Source organism: Daejeonella sp. (genome assembly GCF_044342615.1).
Classification (GTDB): Bacteria; Bacteroidota; Bacteroidia; order Sphingobacteriales; family Sphingobacteriaceae; genus Daejeonella.
Genome location: NZ_JBIIPN010000047.1, coordinates 1 through 18,661 on the forward strand (window position 1 = coordinate 1; position 18,661 = coordinate 18,661).

The following is an 18,661-nucleotide window of genomic DNA, read 5'->3' on the forward strand; positions in this document are numbered from 1 at the left end:
ATCGTATCTAGTAACATAAGCTTCCCCTCCGTTTCTATAGTATTCAATTCCTTCATCTGCAGAATTATGTTGCAAGTTTATATCCATTTTTGAACTTGGATCTACAACATATGTCTTCATTATCCATGTTTTATTCACATATTCAGGGAAATTCAATTTGTTATACAGATTATCTGCAACCCTAAATTTAATCGACTGAGCTATACCCGTATAATTAATAGTTAAGGGAGTATAACTTGTTAAAGCAGTCCCAATTGGGTAAACAAGCTCCATAGGAGTTCCTGCAGTGTTTCTAATCAATCCTCCTCCAGTAATTGCAGAGCCAGTAACAATAAAGTTTTTATGACTATATCCAGTAATTGTGCCGGTACCTGCCAAACCTATGTTCACATCTACATTATTTAGGATAAGATTGCCATTAGCAAAGTGAAGATTCCTATTGATGTGAAGATTTCCATTGTCAGCAATTACATTTGATGCATTATCGATTTGAATATTGGGAAATCCATTAAAAGGGAACGACTTAATAGTCCTAATGCGTTGAGATAAATTTTTCAGGTTTGAAAACCTAAACACTCCTCCTATGCCATCAATACCTCTGGGACTTTCATCAGCTAAGCGACTTTCTTCATTGTTTTGCCAAACCGTAGCGTAGAAATTTATTAACGCGTTATCATAGGAAACTAAAGTTCCAGAATGAGAAATATCTGAGAAAATATTAAGGTTTGAATTGGGATGCGCGTAGATATTAGCAGATTGAAAAATAAAGACCTGACTAGGCCCCTGTGCCATCGCAAAGCTAGGCCACAAAGAAAACAAAAGCGCAATAAAATACAATATTGGCCTTAATTTTCCTGTCGTATTTTTTGAAATCACGAAAGGTAGATTTTGCATTATATCCTTTATACGAGCAGAAAATGAAAAAGTTTACCAAAAAATAAAAAATATTTGAGCGAGTTGAGAAACAACAATTAAAATTCAGGATTAAAGTATCCATCAATAAGTTTATGACTCAGCTATGAAATAATTAAAACTTATACTCTAGCAAATATTTAGATTTCTTAAAAGCAAAAATGTCTTGAAACAAAAAAAGCTACCCTTTCGGATAGCTTTCTTTATATCGTTTAATAACTTAAACTTTGATTTCAACTTCAACTCCACTTGGCAATTCAAGCTTCATTAAAGCGTCTACAGTTTTTGAATTTGAGCTGTAGATATCAAGTAAACGCTTGTAAGCACATAATTGAAACTGCTCTCTTCCTTTTTTGTTTACGTGTGGTGAACGTAATACTGTAAAAATTCTCTTTTCAGTTGGCAAAGGAATTGGTCCGCTTACCACTGCACCCGTAGGCTTTACAGTTTTTACGATTTTCTCAGCAGACTTATCTACCAAGTTATAATCGTAAGACTTTAATTTAATTCTGATTCTTTGGCTCATTTTTATTTGTTTATGGTTTACGTTAGAGCTATTTATAACGCCAACCGGTTTATTTTGATTAAGGAGTAAATCACAAAAACACGTGGTCTTTGATCTTTACTCCCTGTTCTTTATACAATTATTATCCGTTTGCTTTCTTTCCTTTTACTTTAGCTACCACTTCTTCCTGAACGTTTCTTGGAGCTTCAGCATAGTGATCAAACTCCATTGTAGAGGTTGCACGACCAGAAGTAATAGTACGTAATTGAGTTACATAACCAAACATTTCCGAAAGTGGCACTGTAGCCTTGATTACTTGTGCACCAGCACGAGTATCCATACCTAAAAGTTGTCCACGACGACGGTTCATATCACCGATTACATCACCCATGTTCTCTTCTGGAGTTAGGATTTCAATCTTCATAATAGGCTCCATCAATACCGGCTTACATTTTGGTAATGCCTCACGGAATGCAGATTTAGCACAAATCTCGAAAGATAAAGCATCTGAATCGACCGCGTGGAATGATCCGTCAATTAAACGAACCTTCATACCTTGAAGTTGGTAACCAGCAAGTACACCATTTGCCATCGCAGCTTCAAAACCTTTCTGTACAGAAGGAATGAATTCACGAGGAACGGCACCACCTGAAATCTCGTTAACAAATTCTAATCCACTCTTACCTTCTTCACTTGGAGAAATAATAACTTGAATATCAGCAAATTTACCACGACCACCAGTTTGCTTCTTGTAAGTCTCACGGTGCTGTGTAGTACCAGTGATTGCTTCCTTATAAGCTACTTGAGGTGCTCCTTGGTTAACTTCAACCTTAAATTCACGCTTCAAACGATCCATGATAATATCAAGGTGAAGCTCACCCATACCTGAAATTACAGTTTGGCCAGTCTCTTCGTCAGTTTGAACACGGAAAGTAGGATCTTCTTCAGATAATTTACCTAAAGCCATACCTAATTTGTCAACGTCAGCCTGTGTTTTAGGCTCAATTGCCAAACCGATTACCGGCTCAGGGAAATTCATTGATTCTAATACAATTGGATGTTTCTCATCACAAAGAGTATCTCCAGTTTTGATATCCTTAAATCCAACTACCGCAGCAATATCACCAGCTCCAACATTTGGAATAGGGTTTTGCTTGTTAGCGTGCATTTGGAAGATACGTGAAATACGCTCTTTACTATCCGAACGCATGTTATGAACGTATGAACCTGCTTCTAGATTACCAGAGTAAACGCGAATAAAACACAAACGACCAACAAAAGGATCTGTTGCAATTTTAAATGCTAAAGCTGCAAATGGCTCTTTTTCACTTGGCTTACGAATTACTTCAGCACCAGTATCAGGATTTGTTCCTACGATACCCTCAACATCCATTGGAGATGGCAATAATTCCATTACATAATCAAGCATGGTTTGAACACCCTTGTTTTTGAATGAAGAACCACATACCATTGGGACAATTTTAGCATCAAGTACAGCTTTACGTAAAGCATCAAGCACTTCGCGCTCAGTGATAGTTTCTGGAGCTTCAAAGAATTTCTCCATTAAACTTTCATCATACTCAGCAACAGATTCAAGTAATTTCTCTCTCCACTCAGTTGCTTCTGCTACCAAATCGTCAGGAATTGGCACTTCAGTAAAGGTCATACCTTTATCATGCTCATTCCAAATAATTCCACGGAAGTTGATTAGATCAACTACTCCCTTAAATGTATCTTCAGAACCGATTGGCAATTGCAAAGGAACGGCATTGCTACCTAACATATCCTTTACTTGCTTCACAACTTTTAAAAAATCAGCACCTGAACGGTCCATCTTGTTAACGAAACCAATACGAGGTACGCTATAGTTGTTTGCTAAACGCCAGTTAGTCTCAGATTGTGGCTCAACACCATCAACTGCAGAAAAAAGGAATACTAATCCATCTAATACACGTAATGAACGGTTTACCTCTACGGTAAAATCCACGTGCCCTGGCGTATCAATTACGTTGATGTGATAGGTATCACCTCTGTATTTCCAGTTTACAGTTGTTGCAGCAGAGGTAATGGTAATACCACGCTCCTGCTCCTGTGCCATCCAGTCCATGGTTGCCGCACCATCGTGCACCTCACCAATCTTGTGGCTTACTCCTGAATAATAAAGGATACGCTCTGTAGTTGTAGTTTTACCCGCATCAATGTGGGCAGCGATACCTATATTTCTTGTATATTTTAAGTCTCTTGACATTGTTTTATTTCCTTATTAGAATCTAAAGTGAGAGAATGCTTTGTTCGCTTCTGCCATTTTGTGGGTATCTTCCTTCTTCTTAACTGCGGCACCCTCACCCTTTGAAGCTGCAATGATTTCACCTGCCAATTTCTCGGTCATAGTTTTTTCACCACGCTTACGTGAGTAATTGATTAACCACTTCATTCCTAGAGCAATTTTACGCTCAGGACGAACTTCAGTTGGAACCTGGAAGTTTGCACCACCTACACGACGAGATTTAACCTCTACCGCTGGCATTACATTGTTTAAAGCCTTTTTCCAAGACTCTAATCCATTTTCACTAGTTTTTTTCTCTACTAACTCTACTGCATCGTAGAAAATTGAGTACGCGATAGATTTCTTACCGTCATACATCATATTATTTACAAACCTGGTAACCATTACGTCGTTAAACTTTGGATCAGGCAGTAAGATTCTCTTTTTTGGTTTTGACTTTCTCATTTTGCTTTCCTCCGTTTAATTATTTCTTTTTACCCTCAACAACCTGACCTGGCTTCGGTTTCTTTGTTCCATACTTAGAACGACGTTGATTACGACCGGCTACACCAGAAGTATCCAGAGCACCACGAATGATGTGATAACGCACACCTGGTAAATCTTTCACACGACCACCACGTATTAATACGATGGAGTGTTCCTGCAAATTGTGACCTTCTCCCGGAATGTAAGCATTCACTTCTTTTCCGTTTGTTAAGCGCACACGCGCAACTTTACGCATTGCTGAGTTTGGTTTTTTAGGGGTAGTGGTATACACACGTGTGCACACTCCTCTTCGCTGTGGACAGCTGTCCAACGCTGGCGACTTACTCTTGTCAACCAGAGCTACTCTACCTTTTCTAACTAATTGTTGGATAGTAGGCATTTTTTCCTTTTTGGTTTAAATATTTATAATCCCTGTAAAAAAGACTATAGCTTTCATTTAGGGATTGCAAAGGTATGGAATAATTTTGATTTTCAAGGCCTTAAGTGAGAAATATTTAGCTAAGGCAAAATAATGCTAAGAATATGATAAAATCTGCAGATCGATATTTTCTCTACAAAGATACAAAATTCCTGAAACATGCTCCATTAACCCTTAAAATTATCCCTTTTTACCCTTTAATAAAAAAATCATACCGCTTACATATCTCTTTTAAAAAGCTTTATGCATTTCCTCAGATTTAACAAAGAAATATTAAAACCTTAAAATAAAAATTATGAAAAATCTAGGAAATCACAATTTGAACCATAACAACAATCTCAAGCAAAATATACAAATGGAGAATGAACTCCTTGAATTAAAATTGAGAGCAGAAAAAGGAGCTCAAACCCATTTCATGGGAAACATTTCGCCCGAATTGCAAAATGCATTTCTGAAAAATATCATCGCCTTTGAAGAGAGTTTTTCAAAAACACCTATTAAAAATTTATTTGAAGTGTTAAATAAACCTGTTTTCCCATTTGAATCTGAATTAAACGACCATGCTTTAGAAATTGCTTATAAGAGCTTGGTAAAACTTATTGAACAGAAAAATATCACTATTTTTTATGAGGGGGATCGCGATTTGAGAACAAAGTATAAATTTATTACTGAAGAACTCTTTATTGAAGAAATACACTTCGATGACCTTTTAGGTGATATGAGATGCTGCTTTAGATATGAAGATTTCCATCCTAACCATGCCTTAGAAATTGAAGATAAAACTCATTCTTTCATTACTAATTGGATACAACAAAATATAGATAATAAAAACCTTGATCTAGCAGAAACCTTTACTAGTCCGACAAGCAAAATTTTCCGTAAAGATGAAATAACCTCAAAAATCAATAATATATTTAAATGCTATAATAAATTCAAAAATTGCCACTACTCCATAGATGAAATAAATTTTGAGTTATCTAAGGATATCGGATTGGGTTTTGCAGAAGGATACATAAAATATAACGCTGTTTTGTACGACAATGAGGAGGTACTAATTGAAGGCCCATTTAAATTATACTTTAATTTAGAATATAAATGGTGGACGATTTTTTTCATTGTGTTTCCTGGCTTCGACTAAATAAATTTTTAACATAAATTAAAAATAAATAGCATAATAAGCCTTGTAATATTATTAATTGAAGGATATAGAATTTTAATCTTTATCTTGCCACCATTCCCAAAAATGTATAAATAATGTCCATGGAGCAGAATTCACAACTGGAGCTCGCTTTTAATTTTGTTCAATACACTGATAAAAATATTTTCCTAACCGGAAAAGCTGGTACTGGAAAAACAACTTTTTTACATCAGTTAAAAAAGCAATCGCATAAACGAATGGCAGTAGTAGCACCAACCGGTGTGGCTGCAATTAATGCTGGGGGAGTAACCATAAATTCGTTTTTTCAATTACCCTTTGGTCCTTACATTCCCAATAACAACGGAAATGTTCAGGTTAAACGTTTTAATAAAGAAAAAATCAATCTAATAAAAAGTCTCGATCTTTTAGTAATTGATGAAATTAGTATGGTTCGAGCCGATACTCTCGATCATATAGACGAAGTACTTCGCAAGTTTAAAAATCATCATAAACCATTTGGCGGTGTTCAAGTTTTAATGATTGGCGATCTCCACCAGCTTTCGCCAGTTGTAAAGGATGAAGATTGGCTTATTCTTAAAAATTATTATTCAAACTTATTTTTCTTTAGTAGCAAGGCCCTCCAACAGACAAGCCCAATAAGCATCGAACTAAAACATATTTACCGACAAGTAGATACCATGTTTATTGATCTACTAAATAGTGTTCGAAAAAATGAAATCGATGAAAACATCTTAAAAACATTAAATCAGCGATATATACCTAATTTCAAACCGGCAGATGAGGAAGGTTATATTACGCTCACCACCCACAATAAAACAGCCCAAGAAATTAATGATGTTAAGTTAAGGGAGCTTAAAAACCCAGTTTTTAGATATGATGCTGTGATTCAAGGTGATTTTCCTGATTACTCCTATCCTACCGTAGCCGAATTGGAATTGAAAAAAGGTGCGCAGGTAATGTTCGTTAAAAACGATCCATCTAAAGAGCGCTTATTTTTTAATGGGAAAATTGGTATCATCACACAAATTTCTAAAGACAATATTGTTGTACAGTTTCCTGGTGATGATATAGAAATCAGCGTCAATAAACTCGATTGGGGTAATATAAAATATGAGCTTGATCCTGAGACCAAAGAGGTAAAGGAGAAAATTATTGGTGTATTCACTCAATTTCCATTAAAACTTGCTTGGGCAATCACCATTCATAAAAGCCAGGGTTTAACCTTCGAAAAAGCTGTAATTGATGCAAATTTGGCATTTGCCCACGGACAAGTATATGTTGCTTTAAGTCGCTGTAAAAGCTTTGAAGGAATGGTTTTGAGAAGTCCTATTTCCTTCAACAGCGTAAAAACTGATGGAACGGTATCTGAATTCACTGAAAAAGCCCAGAATAATGAACCTGGCATTGAACAGTTAAATGAATCTAGGAAATCATTTCAACAGACCTTATTATTTGATTTATTTGATTTTAATCCCATTAAAGGCTTGTTTTTTCATGTCCGAAAAGTTGCTGAAGACCACAATAATATTCTCGCGAGCTCTGTTATTGATGATTTAAAATTAATTCGTGAGAATTCAGAGAAAGACATTTATGATGTTTCAGAAAACTTCAAGAAACAGTTAAATAGCTATCTAGGCCATGAATTACTTCCTGAAGATAATGAAGAATTACAGGCAAGGGTTCAGAAAGGATGTACTTATTTCTTGGAAAAAATTGATTCAGTAGTTCATGAGGGAATTAAAAATTTAAATACAGATTGTGATAATAAGGCGGTTAGGACTAATCTAATTGAATCAATAGATAATTTACAGAAAGAGATAAGCATTAAAAAAGCATTGATGAAAGTCTGCTTGAAGGGATTTTCCACTTCAAATTATCTAAAAACAAAGGCCAATGCTGAGATTGATTACGTTCAGACAAAACCGATCACAAAACAGCCTGCTAAAGTAGATTCTAGCATTCCGCATCCAGAATTATACCATTCTTTAAAAGAGTGGAGAGATTCCTTGGCGTCCGAATGGGGCGTACCACTTTATATGATTCTAGCTCAAAAGTCGATTTTAGAATTAGTCCAAACCTTACCATCAAACCTACAAGAACTCGAAACTATTAAAGGTTTAGGTAAAACAAAAGTTAGGCAGTATGGCGATCAAATATTAGAAATCATTAATGATTATTGTGATAATCATGAAGTAGATAGAAAAACCATTGCCATTCCATTCAAAGAAATAAAAGAAAAAATTGATACAAAAAAGGCATCATTTGATCTATTTAAATCGGGTAAATCAATTGTTGAAGTTGCAGTAGAGCGTGGCTTCACTACAGGAACTATTGAAGGGCATTTGGCACATTATATTAACACAGGGGAAATTTCAATTTTTGATATTGTATCGAGAATTAAAGTAGCTAAAATTATGGCTTATATTGTTCAGAACCCTGGAATTGGCACAACTGAAATAAAAACTGCCCTGGGTGATGATGTTTCCTATGGTGAATTAAAAGCTGTTTTAAGTCACCTGACTTATATAAAAGCGGAAGAGGGGATTACCTAATAGGGGTTTACTTATTGGATAATATCTAAAAAGAAACCCTGCCCAATTTTTAGCAGGGTTTCATAAAAATCATTTTTTTACTGCTTCCAGGTATTGTTCGCAGAGTTTGAGTCTGGCATCACCTTATCAGGATCAATCACAACCGACTCCAATGCCTCTGTTGAAGGATAAATAAAAGTCCATTCCTTATTTCTTACCCAAATCTCAACTGGAAGTTTTATTTTATTTACTTGACCACTTTTAGTTTTAATCTCTAAAATAACTGGCATAGGCATTTTTTCAAGATTCGCAATGGTGATTAATGCTCCATTTTTAGGGTCTTTATCAACATATTCTACTTTATTTACAGCCTGATCTAATTTCCAATTATTATGGAACCAGCCTCTCCAAAACCAGCTCAAATTCTCGCCAGCAACATTCTCCATTGTTCTAAAGAAATCATCTGGTGTAGGGTGCTTGTAGGCCCAACGCTCCACATAAGTCTTAAATGCACGATCAAAACGTTCAGGATCAAGGATTTGCTCACGCAAAAGACTTAAGCCCATTGCTGGCTTATAATATGCTAGCAAACCAATATTTCTTTCTTGCATGTTATCGGGACTAGACATAATAGGTTCGAACATTTCACTTGTAACAACTTTACCTGCTTCATGCATGTCAAACACTTGCGATTTATACTCCCCATTATTAAAGTCGTTGGAGGCCAAAGTATTAATAAAAGTATTAAAACCTTCGTCCATCCAGGCATGTAAACGTTCATTTGATCCCACAATCATTGGAAACCAAGTATGGCCAAATTCATGATCTGTTACTCCCCATAAATCACCTTTCTTAGCATCAGAACCACAAAAAACTATTCCAGGATATTCCATCCCACCAGCAATTGATGCCACATTAGTTGCAGCTGGATAAGGATATTCAAGCCATTTCTTCGAATTAAATTCATTTGATGCCTTAGTATATTCAGTAGATCGTGACCAAGCGTCATTACCATCACTTTCAATAGGATAAGCTGAAATTGCTAAAGATTTCTTCCCACTTGGGAGATTCATACGTGCTGCATCAATGATAAATGCCGCTGAGGAAGCCCAGGCTGCATCGCGCGCGTTCTTCAACTGAAACCTCCATGTAAGCGTTGACTTTGCTGTAGGGCGCGATTTTGAATCTAAAACTTCATCAGCTGAACGAATCAGGACTGTTTTATCACTCTTTTCGGCCATTTTCCAACGATTTTGTTGTTCAAGGGTATAAACATCTTGAGGATTCATCAATTCGCCAGAGCTAACAACAATGTGATTTGAAGGCGCAGTAATACTAATATCAAAATCGCCATACTCAAGATAAAACTCACCTGGACCAACATAAGGTGTCATATTCCAACCTAAAACATCATCATAAACACACATTCGTGGATACCACTGTGCTACTGTAAATATTTTTCCGTTTTTAGTATTTAAAATCCCCATACGGTCGGAACCATATTCAGGCGAAATAAATGAATAATCAATTTTTAATTTCAATTTCCCACCCATCGCAGCTAAGTCAGATGGCAAGAAAACCTGCATTCTAGTATCATTAACAGAGTATTTCACATCCGACTCGATATTTTTTCCATTAACTAATGAAATAAGTTTTACAGATTTAATCCTATATCCACCATCAAATTCTTGTCCACGTGCCCCATTACGACTCCCATCAATTGGGATGATAGCATTTCCTCTTGAATCTTTACTAAATAAATTTTGATCAAGCTGCAACCAAAGGAATGCTAACTTATCGGGACTATTATTGGTATAGCTAATAGTAGAAGATCCAGATATTTCATTTGTCTCCTCATTTAAAGACACAGCTAATTTATAATCCGCTCTATTCTGCCAATACTTTGGTCCCGGTTGACCACTCGCCGATCGATACTCATTTCCATTCTTAGTATAAAAATTAGTATGAAATGCTTCTGAATAGTCATATTTATTTTCTTGTGCAAAGGACTGAGTAAAGGCCAATGATACTACAGTGCAAGCAATTAGCAGCAGATTGAAAAATTTAGTTTTATTCATATTAATTAATTAAAAATGAGACGATTATAATATTCAAATAGTTTATTTAAGAAGATTAGCAAATTGCGCTTCATCAAAACCTAAAATTATTGATCCTGATTGGGTCTCAACTACTGGTCTTTTAATGATACTAGGTTTATCTTGCATCAATTTAAATGCCGCTTCTTTAGAGATAATTGTTTTTTGATAATCAGCATCAAGCATTTTCCAAGTGGTTCCTCTTTTGTTAAGCAGCGCCTCCCACTCTACCTTTAGAGTCCATTCTTCAAGCTTTGTTACATCAATACCTGATTTTTTAAAATTGTGAAACTCAATATCAATCTGATGATCCTTTAACCAATCAAGAGCCTTTTTTACCGTATTACAATTAGGAATTCCGTAAACTTTCATTGTTTAAATCAAATTTGATGAAATATTTGTTTTATTTATTTAGACGCGTCATTGTAAGCTCTGTACCCGCCGTAACGAAGCTTTCAATAAATTCAATTGATCGATCTATGAGGGCTGGCAAATCTTTTTGTTCATCAGGGTCGAAGCCACTTAACACATAATCTACTTGCCTTCCTTTAGGGAAATTATCTCCAATTCCGAAACGCAATCTTGGATAATCTGCACTTCCAAGCACCGCTTCAATGTTTTTAAGTCCGTTGTGCCCTGCCGGACTCCCCTTCGGCTTCAATCTAATGGTACCAAAAGGCAGTGCAAGATCATCTAAAATCACTAAAATGTTTTCTTTTGGGATACCTAATTCTTGCATCCAATAGTTTACTGCCTTTCCACTTAAATTCATGTAAGTGGTAGGCTTTATCACATAAATATTCCTGCTTTTGTATTTAAACTCGGTATAATAGGCGAGACGCATATTAAAAAATGAGGAGTGCGATTGCTTAGCAAAAGCATCTGCTACCATAAAACCAATATTATGTCTGGTATCCACATATTCTGGTCCGATATTTCCTAAGCCAATAATCAAGTATTTCATGTAGAACAAATATGGCAGAAAGCTTTCAAAAAAAGCTTAAAATTTAACAAAAAAAAAGCAGCGTAGGAAAAACCTACGCTGCCATAAAAAAAATAAAAAAAAATTATTTTTTAGCGTCGTTTTCAGCTTGCTTCAATGCACGAGACATTGTTACTGAAACGATGGTATCATCTGCATTATTAGTGATTTTGAAATTATCGAATTGTAATTCTCCAACACCAACAGATTTACCAACTTCAAGCTTAGAGATATTTACTTCAACATACTGAGGCATGTCTTTTGGTAAAGCTTTAACACGAAGTTTACGCAATTTCTGAACTAATTTACCACCAATCTTAACACCTGGCGAAGTTCCAGTCAATTTAACAGGAATTTGCATTAATACTGGTTTCTTCTCATCTAATTCTAGGAAGTCGATGTGTAAGGGTAAATCAGTTAATGCATGAAAAGTAACATCCTGGATAATGGCTTGTGTTTTCACACTACCGATTTCTAAAGCAACAAATGAAACTTCTGGTGTATACACTAGAGATCTCAAATCAGCTGCAGACACAGAAAAGTGGATTTGGTTTTTTCCACCATAAAGAACTGCTGGCACTAAGCCTTTGTAACGCAGCTCCTTTGCGTCTCTTTTCCCTACGTTCTCTCTTGGAGAACCGCTAATAGCAATTGATTTCATTTTAATTTATTAAATATAATTATGATTAGGCGAGCTTAAACCTATAAATTGAGCTCATTTTCTTTATTCTATTTTAAAAAGATCACTAATTGATCCATGCTCATTTACATTAGCAATAGCTCTACTAAAGAGGTCTGCTGTTGAAAGTACTTTAATTTTCGGACTCGATTTTACTGTAGCAATAGTATCTGTTACTATTAATTCAGTTAAAGCAGAATCTTCCACTGTTTTATAGGCATCGCCAGAAAGAACAGGATGCGTACAAACTGCTCTTACGCTACTCGCGCCATTTTCCATGATTAAACTTGCCGCCTTTGCCAATGTTCTAGCAGTATCACAAATATCGTCCATTAAAACCACGTCTCTACCGGTTACATCACCAATAATTGACATTGACTCGATTTCATTTGCTCTTTTACGCTGCTTATCACAAATAACAACCTCTGCATTAAAAAATTTGGCAAAAGTTCTTGCTCTATATGAACCACCCATATCAGGTGAAGCAATGGTTAAGTTCGGTAGATTTAAATTCTTGATGTGAGGAACGAAAATCACTGAAGCATCTAGATGGTCTACTGGAATATCAAAAAAGCCCTGAATTTGGGCAGCATGAAGATCCATAGTCATAATTCGATGTGCACCTGCAGCGGTAATGAGGTTAGCCATTAATTTAGCACCAATTGCTACACGTGGCTTATCTTTTCTATCCTGACGAGCAAAACCAAAATAAGGAACCACTGCAGTAATATAATGTGCAGAAGCTCTCTTTGAAGCGTCAATCATCAACAAAAGCTCAATTAAATTATCGTTAGGCTGATTGGTAGATTGGATTAAAAAAACATCACAACCACGAACACTTTCATTAAAATGAGGTTGAAACTCGCCATCACTAAACTTTGATAAAGTTACATCGCCAAGCTTAATCCCATAACTTTCTGAAATGTTTTTAGCAAGTTCAAGAGTTCCAGAGCCGGCAAATAATTTGATTGGATTGAAGGAGAGAGCCATTTTGTTTCGAATGTCGGATTAATGCTTAAAGGGACACAAGTATAAAAAAATTATATCGCGAAGCGAAAAATATCATTAATTCCGAAACTCGAAATTTTTATAGTTGCCCGACCAGGATTCGAACCTAGACAAACTGCACCAAAAACAGTCGTACTACCTTTATACTATCGGGCAATCAAATTCAAAAAGAAGCTCCTTTTTAAATGGAATGCAAATATAGGGGGATATTGTATTAACTGCAAATCAAATTGAAAATTTTATCAATTATTATTAAAAAGGCTATTTCATGTTAATTAGTGTTAAAGGAATGCCCATTTTCTTCGGCTAATCACAATAATTTATTAATTTCGCTTGCATTATTTTTGATCTTGAATACATGAAATACAACAAAATCAACAATTTCTTAGGCTGGTTCAGCTTTCTGACAGCACTAATTGTTTATACTTTAACGCTTGAACCGAGCGCAAGCTTTTGGGATTCGGGCGAATTTATCGCCTCAGCTTATAAGCTTCAAGTAGTGCATCAACCTGGTGCACCTCTTTATTTGATGCTCGGAAAAGTCTTTTCTTTACTTGCATTTGGCGATACCAGCAGAATAGCGTTCTGGATAAATATGTGCTCTGCCGTCGCAAGTGCCGCAACTATCCTATTCTTATTCTGGACTATTACAGCACTAGCTAAAAAAGTGCTCGCTGTAAAAGGAGAAAACATTGCTAACTGGCAACTAATAAGTATAATGGGTTCCGGACTTGTTGGAGCATTAGCTTATACCGTTTCTGACTCTTTCTGGTTTTCAGCAGTTGAAGCAGAAGTTTATGCGCTATCATCTCTTTGTACAGCAGTGGTATTCTGGGCCATCTTAAAGTGGGATCAACATGCAGATGAACCACATTCTGATAAATGGCTAGTGTTTATTGCCTATGTTATGGGGCTATCAATAGGCGTTCACCTTCTAAACCTACTTGCAATTCCAGCAATTGCTTTAGTTTATTATTTTAGAAGATCTAAAACCAGAACTTCATCCGGAACACTTTTAGCTCTTTTTGCCGGAATTGTAATTTTAGCATTGATCCAATATGGTATCGTTCAATACTCCATTAAATTTGCCGCTTATTCCGATTTATTCTTCGTTAATACATTAGGACTAGGTTTCGGGTCTGGCGTGCTTGCATTTGCCCTTTTATTAATTGCATGCCTGTTTTCTGGAATATTATATAGTATCAATGGCACTAAAAGTCAGCTGTTAATAGCGATAGTCACTTTTATAGCCTTAATGACACTTGGAGGTGGCATTTTAGGATTAATTGTATCAGCTGCTATACTCGCAGTGCTTGAGTACATCCTTAAAATACGTGAAAAAAGAAGAGTATTAAACCTTGCATTAATTTCTATCGTTTTCATCTTTTTTGGATATGGTTCTTTTGCCATGATTGTAATTAGAGCAAAAGCCGATACAACACTAAATAATAGCGACCCAGAAAATGCTTTTTCATTGCTAAGCTACTTAAACAGAGAGCAATATGGCGATCGCCCTTTACTTTATGGACAAATGTTCGATTCCCAGCCAATCGATAGTAAAGAAGGAGATATTATATATCGTAAAGGAAAAGATAAATATGAAAATGCGGGACAAAAATACGAACGTGTGTATGACCGAAACGTTCTTTTACCAAGAATGTATAGCGATGATGCTCAGCACATTGGCTTCTATCGTGATTGGATGGGATTAGATGAAAATCAATCGCCAACATTCCTCAATAATCTCGGCTTTCTTATTAGCTATCAAACTAGTTTCATGTACACTCGCTATTTTGCATGGAACTTTATTGGTAGACAAAATGATGAACAAGGGCATGGAAATTATATCCAAGGAAACTGGCTATCAGGCATTAAATTCATTGATAACATGTTATTGGGTGGTCAATATGCCCTTCCTAAAAGCCAATTAGAAAACAACGCTTACAATAAATTTTACTTCCTACCCTTCATTTTGGGAATCATAGGAGCATTATGGCACTTTCAAAGAAATCAAAAAGATGCCGGCATTGTTGCTCTTTTATTTTTCTTTACAGGATTAGCAATCGTGCTATACCTTAATCAGAATCCGTTACAACCGAGAGAACGAGATTATGCTTATACAGGCTCCTTCTATGCATTTGCTATTTGGATTGGACTCGGAGTTGCAGGAATAGCTGACTTTATCCGTAAAAAAATGAGTGCATCAAAAGCTGCTGTGCTTGCATCAATCATCGGATTATTAGCCGCACCCATTTTAATGGCTAAGGAAGGTTGGAATGATCACAATCGTTCAACTAAATTTACAACAAGAGACATGGCGAGCAATTACCTCGAATCTTGTGCTCCAAATGCTATTCTATTTACCTACGGCGATAATGATACTTACCCCCTTTGGTATGCTCAGGAGGTAGAAAATATCCGCCCTGATGTTCGCGTAGTTAACTTAAGTTTACTCGGAACAGATTGGTATATCAGACAAATGAAGAAAAAGGTGAATCTTGCCGATGCTCTCCCAATTACAATGCCTGATGAGAAATATGTTCAAGGAATTAGAGATGTAATGGGATACCAAGATTATATAAGTGATCAATACGTAGAACTAAAAGATGTTTTCGATATTCTAACATCTGATAATGAAGAAGATAAGGCAACTTATCAAGATGGGTCAAAGGAAAACTTCCTGCCTACAAAAAACTTTAAAATTAGCATTGATTACAATCAAATTATTGCCAGTGGTACAGTACCAGCAAATAAAAAAGACCTTATTGCATCTTCAATTGAATGGAAATACAATAAAAACTACGTGAGTAAAACAGAATTGGCACTGATTGACATTCTTGCTCATAATGATTGGAAACGTCCTATTTATTTTGCAATTACGGTTCCTGAAGATAATTATATGGGCCTTGGCGATTACCTATACAATGAGGGATTTGCTTACCGTCTTTTACCTTTAAAAAAGACTTCAGTTGACCCAGAGGGCGAAAAAGCCGAATTAACAAATACCGATCAAATGTATAATAACATGATTACGAAGTTCAAGTGGGGGAATATGAAAAATGCCTCTTACCTTGATCCAGAATCTGTTAGAATGAGTTTAACCATTATTAACCACTTCAATATTTTAGCGGAAAATTTATACCGTGAAGGCCGTTTTAATGAAGCAAAACAAGCGCTTTTGAAATGTTTAGAAGTAGTTCCAGATAAAAATCACTCCCTAAACTTCACAATCCGTAAATTCTATATGGCCGATCTACTATATAAATTGAAGGAAAACAAAAAGGCTAATGAGCTCGTAGCGAATACCGCTGATTATATTGAAGATCAGCTTAACTATATTTCAGCAATAGCACAAACAAAGGAAAATTTAAATACTCGTGAAGTACAACTAGGAGTTTATGTAATGACAGAACTTGCTAAGCTTACTGAACAAAACAACGAAAAAGAGCTTAATAAAAAGATTCAAGATCGATTGAAAGCGATGGAATCTAAATTCATAGGAGCTAGTCGATAAAAAACTTTTTAAACGCATAAAAAAGCTACAAGAATCCTTGTAGCTTTTTTTATATACCTATTTCCATAGAATTTTCGGTTCAACTCAAAAAAAAAAATAAAAAATGTACATCATCAATTATTTTGTGTGTATTTTTTCACATGATTTCTATTCAACCTATTAACACAATAAAAACAGGCATTAATAAGAGTCTCAAAAAGATATTATTTATCCTTTCCTGCTTTGTATTTGCGCTTTTTGCACTTCATTTCACTAAAACTGAATCCAATACACTAAAACTGAAAAAAGGCGCACATATTATCCTAATTGGCAATAATCTCGGATCAAGAATGATGAATTATGGTCATTTTGAAACGGAATTACATTTACGATATCCAGATAGCATGCTTTACATTCGAAATATGTGTGATGGAGGCGATACCCCCGGATTTAGAGCGCATTCAGGTCGTGAATCACCTTGGGCCTTCCCCGGCGCAGAAAAATTTCAAAGCGAATTGACAAAAAACTCTAATAGCGAAGGTTTTTTTGATAGTCCCGATTCCTGGCTAACAAATCATAAAGCAGATATCATCATTGCCTTTTTTGGATATAACGAATCATTTGAAGGGCCAAAAGGACTTCAAAATTATAAATCTGAGTTAGATGCATTTATTAAACACACGCTTAAACAGAAATATAATGGAGCATCTGCTCCTCAACTTGCCATTGTCTCTCCCATTGCTTTTGAGGATCTTTCTCAACAATTTGACCTTCCAAATGGTAAAAATGAGAACATAAACTTAAAAACATACGCTCAAGCGATGAAAGAAATTGCAGATCAAAATAATGTGCATTTCTTAGATGTTTTTAATCCTACAAATGAATGGTACAATACTCAGGAACAAGCCCAAACTATTGATGGGTCACAACTTACAGATTCTGCCTATGCTAAATTTGCTCCACTTTTAGCCAATGGACTATTTGGCAAAAATAGCATCAAGTCTGAAATGGAAACCAAACGAAAATTAATACATGATGCAGTTCAAGAAAAAAATTGGATGTGGCACAATGACTTCAAGATACCCAATGGAGTTCATGTATTCGGTCGTAGATACAGTCCCTTTGGCCAAGATAATTACCCTGCCGAACTAAAAAAAATCAGAGAATTAACCGATATACGTGATCAGGCAATCTGGATGGCAAATAAGGGTGTAAAAATGGATCTTGAAGCTGCTGATAAAAACACATCTCCCCTACCAAAAATAGAAACCAATTATAATCCTGAAAAAAATGGGAGCTTAAAATACCTCTACGGACAAGACGCTCTAGATAAATTCAAATTGCCTGCGGGTTATAAAATTGATCTTTTCGCATCCGAAGTTGAATTTAAAGACCTAGAAAACCCAGTTCAATTATCTTTTGATAATCGAGGGCGGCTTTGGGTTGCAACCATGCCAACCTACCCACATTGGCAGCCTGGAGATAAAAAACCGAATGATAAAATAATCATCTTAGAGGATACTAATAATGATGGTAAAGCCGATAAACAAACCACTTTTGTGGAGGGATTACATCTTCCTGTAGGATTTGAACTGGCACCAGAAGGTGTTTATGTATCCCAAGGCACCAATCTGGTACTTTACAAAGATACCAATGGAGATAGCAAAGCCGATTCCAAAGAAATTTTACTCAGCGGATTTGATGATCATGATACACATCATGCACACCATGCTTATACCACAGACCCATCGGGGGCTATTTATATGGGCGAAGGGGTGTTTTTGCATAGTAATGTAGAAACCTCATACGGGCCCGTCAGAGCCACAAATGGAGGGTTTTATAGATATAATCCCGCTCGTAGACACCTAGAAAGAACTGCACAAGTCTCTGTTCCAAATCCTTGGGGAATTACATTTGACGATTGGGGCCAAAATTTCTATGCCGAAACTTCGGGTCCGGATGTTTTATGGATGATGCCAGCAAGTATCAAACCAAGGTATGGAGTTATGACTCCCAAATCAAGAAATTTAATAGAAGACAAACATCGGGTACGGCCTACTTCCGGACTAGAATTTATATCAAGTCGTCATTTTCCGGATGAAGTT

The 18,661-nt window shown here is 36.0% G+C and carries 14 protein-coding genes and 1 tRNA gene; 4 read left to right on the top strand and 11 right to left on the bottom strand.

The features are described from left to right. From ACIQ0D_RS05870 to rpsL, 5 genes are all read right to left on the bottom strand, one after another. A partial coding sequence (locus ACIQ0D_RS05870) for a hypothetical protein (RefSeq protein ID WP_395803686.1) occupies positions 1–894 on the bottom strand: 894 nt, incomplete at its 3' end. 238 nt (positions 895–1,132) lie between these two features. Then, the gene (gene rpsJ, locus ACIQ0D_RS05875) at positions 1,133–1,438 is read right to left on the bottom strand and encodes a 30S ribosomal protein S10 (RefSeq protein ID WP_090706153.1); all 306 of its coding nucleotides are present in this window, start codon (positions 1,436–1,438) and stop codon (positions 1,133–1,135) included. A 121-nt stretch (positions 1,439–1,559) separates the two neighbouring features. Continuing rightward, positions 1,560–3,665 carry an elongation factor G gene (gene fusA / locus ACIQ0D_RS05880; RefSeq protein WP_395803688.1) on the bottom strand — a complete coding sequence of 702 codons (2,106 nt, stop codon included), beginning with the start codon at positions 3,663–3,665 and terminating at the stop codon, positions 1,560–1,562. 15 nt (positions 3,666–3,680) lie between these two features. Next, positions 3,681–4,148 (bottom strand): 30S ribosomal protein S7, encoded by a 468-nt coding sequence (rpsG, locus tag ACIQ0D_RS05885; RefSeq protein WP_291399926.1) that lies wholly within the window; start codon positions 4,146–4,148, stop codon positions 3,681–3,683. 19 nt (positions 4,149–4,167) lie between these two features. Continuing rightward, positions 4,168–4,569 carry a 30S ribosomal protein S12 gene (gene rpsL, locus ACIQ0D_RS05890; RefSeq protein WP_395803690.1) on the bottom strand — a complete coding sequence of 134 codons (402 nt, stop codon included), beginning with the start codon at positions 4,567–4,569 and terminating at the stop codon, positions 4,168–4,170. A gap of 394 nt (positions 4,570–4,963) precedes the next feature. Between rpsL and ACIQ0D_RS05895 the strand changes: the two genes are divergently transcribed. Further along, on the top strand, positions 4,964–5,746 hold the full coding sequence (locus tag ACIQ0D_RS05895) for a hypothetical protein (RefSeq protein WP_395803692.1): 783 nt from the start codon (positions 4,964–4,966) through the stop codon (positions 5,744–5,746). A gap of 122 nt (positions 5,747–5,868) precedes the next feature. Continuing rightward, positions 5,869–8,319, top strand: coding sequence for a helix-turn-helix domain-containing protein (locus ACIQ0D_RS05900; RefSeq protein WP_395803694.1), 2,451 nt, complete (start codon positions 5,869–5,871; stop codon positions 8,317–8,319). A 77-nt stretch (positions 8,320–8,396) separates the two neighbouring features. On the opposite strand, the gene ACIQ0D_RS05905 is transcribed toward ACIQ0D_RS05900, so the two are convergent. From ACIQ0D_RS05905 to ACIQ0D_RS05930, 6 genes are all read right to left on the bottom strand, one after another. Continuing rightward, positions 8,397–10,376, bottom strand: a complete 1,980-nt coding sequence (locus ACIQ0D_RS05905) for a M1 family metallopeptidase (protein WP_395803696.1) — start codon at positions 10,374–10,376, stop codon at positions 8,397–8,399. Between the two features lie 42 nt (positions 10,377–10,418). Next, on the bottom strand, positions 10,419–10,766 hold the full coding sequence (locus ACIQ0D_RS05910; protein ID WP_395803698.1) for a Spx/MgsR family RNA polymerase-binding regulatory protein: 348 nt from the start codon (positions 10,764–10,766) through the stop codon (positions 10,419–10,421). Positions 10,767–10,797: 31 nt separating this feature from the next. After that, positions 10,798–11,358: an aminoacyl-tRNA hydrolase gene (gene pth, locus ACIQ0D_RS05915; protein ID WP_395803700.1), complete on the bottom strand. Its 561-nt coding sequence runs from the start codon at positions 11,356–11,358 to the stop codon at positions 10,798–10,800. Positions 11,359–11,461: 103 nt separating this feature from the next. Continuing rightward, positions 11,462–12,037 (bottom strand): 50S ribosomal protein L25/general stress protein Ctc, encoded by a 576-nt coding sequence (locus ACIQ0D_RS05920; RefSeq protein WP_395803702.1) that lies wholly within the window; start codon positions 12,035–12,037, stop codon positions 11,462–11,464. A 63-nt stretch (positions 12,038–12,100) separates the two neighbouring features. Further along, positions 12,101–13,045, bottom strand: coding sequence for a ribose-phosphate pyrophosphokinase (locus ACIQ0D_RS05925; protein WP_395803704.1), 945 nt, complete (start codon positions 13,043–13,045; stop codon positions 12,101–12,103). 103 nt (positions 13,046–13,148) lie between these two features. After that, a tRNA-Gln gene (locus tag ACIQ0D_RS05930) sits at positions 13,149–13,219 on the bottom strand. A 202-nt stretch (positions 13,220–13,421) separates the two neighbouring features. Between ACIQ0D_RS05930 and ACIQ0D_RS05935 the strand changes: the two genes are divergently transcribed. Together ACIQ0D_RS05935 and ACIQ0D_RS05940 are read left to right on the top strand one after the other, a co-directional pair. Beyond that, positions 13,422–16,577, top strand: coding sequence for a protein O-mannosyl-transferase family (locus ACIQ0D_RS05935; protein WP_395803706.1), 3,156 nt, complete (start codon positions 13,422–13,424; stop codon positions 16,575–16,577). Between the two features lie 140 nt (positions 16,578–16,717). Further along, positions 16,718–18,661: PVC-type heme-binding CxxCH protein (locus ACIQ0D_RS05940; RefSeq protein ID WP_395803708.1), on the top strand; the 1,944-nt coding region annotated here is incomplete at its 3' end.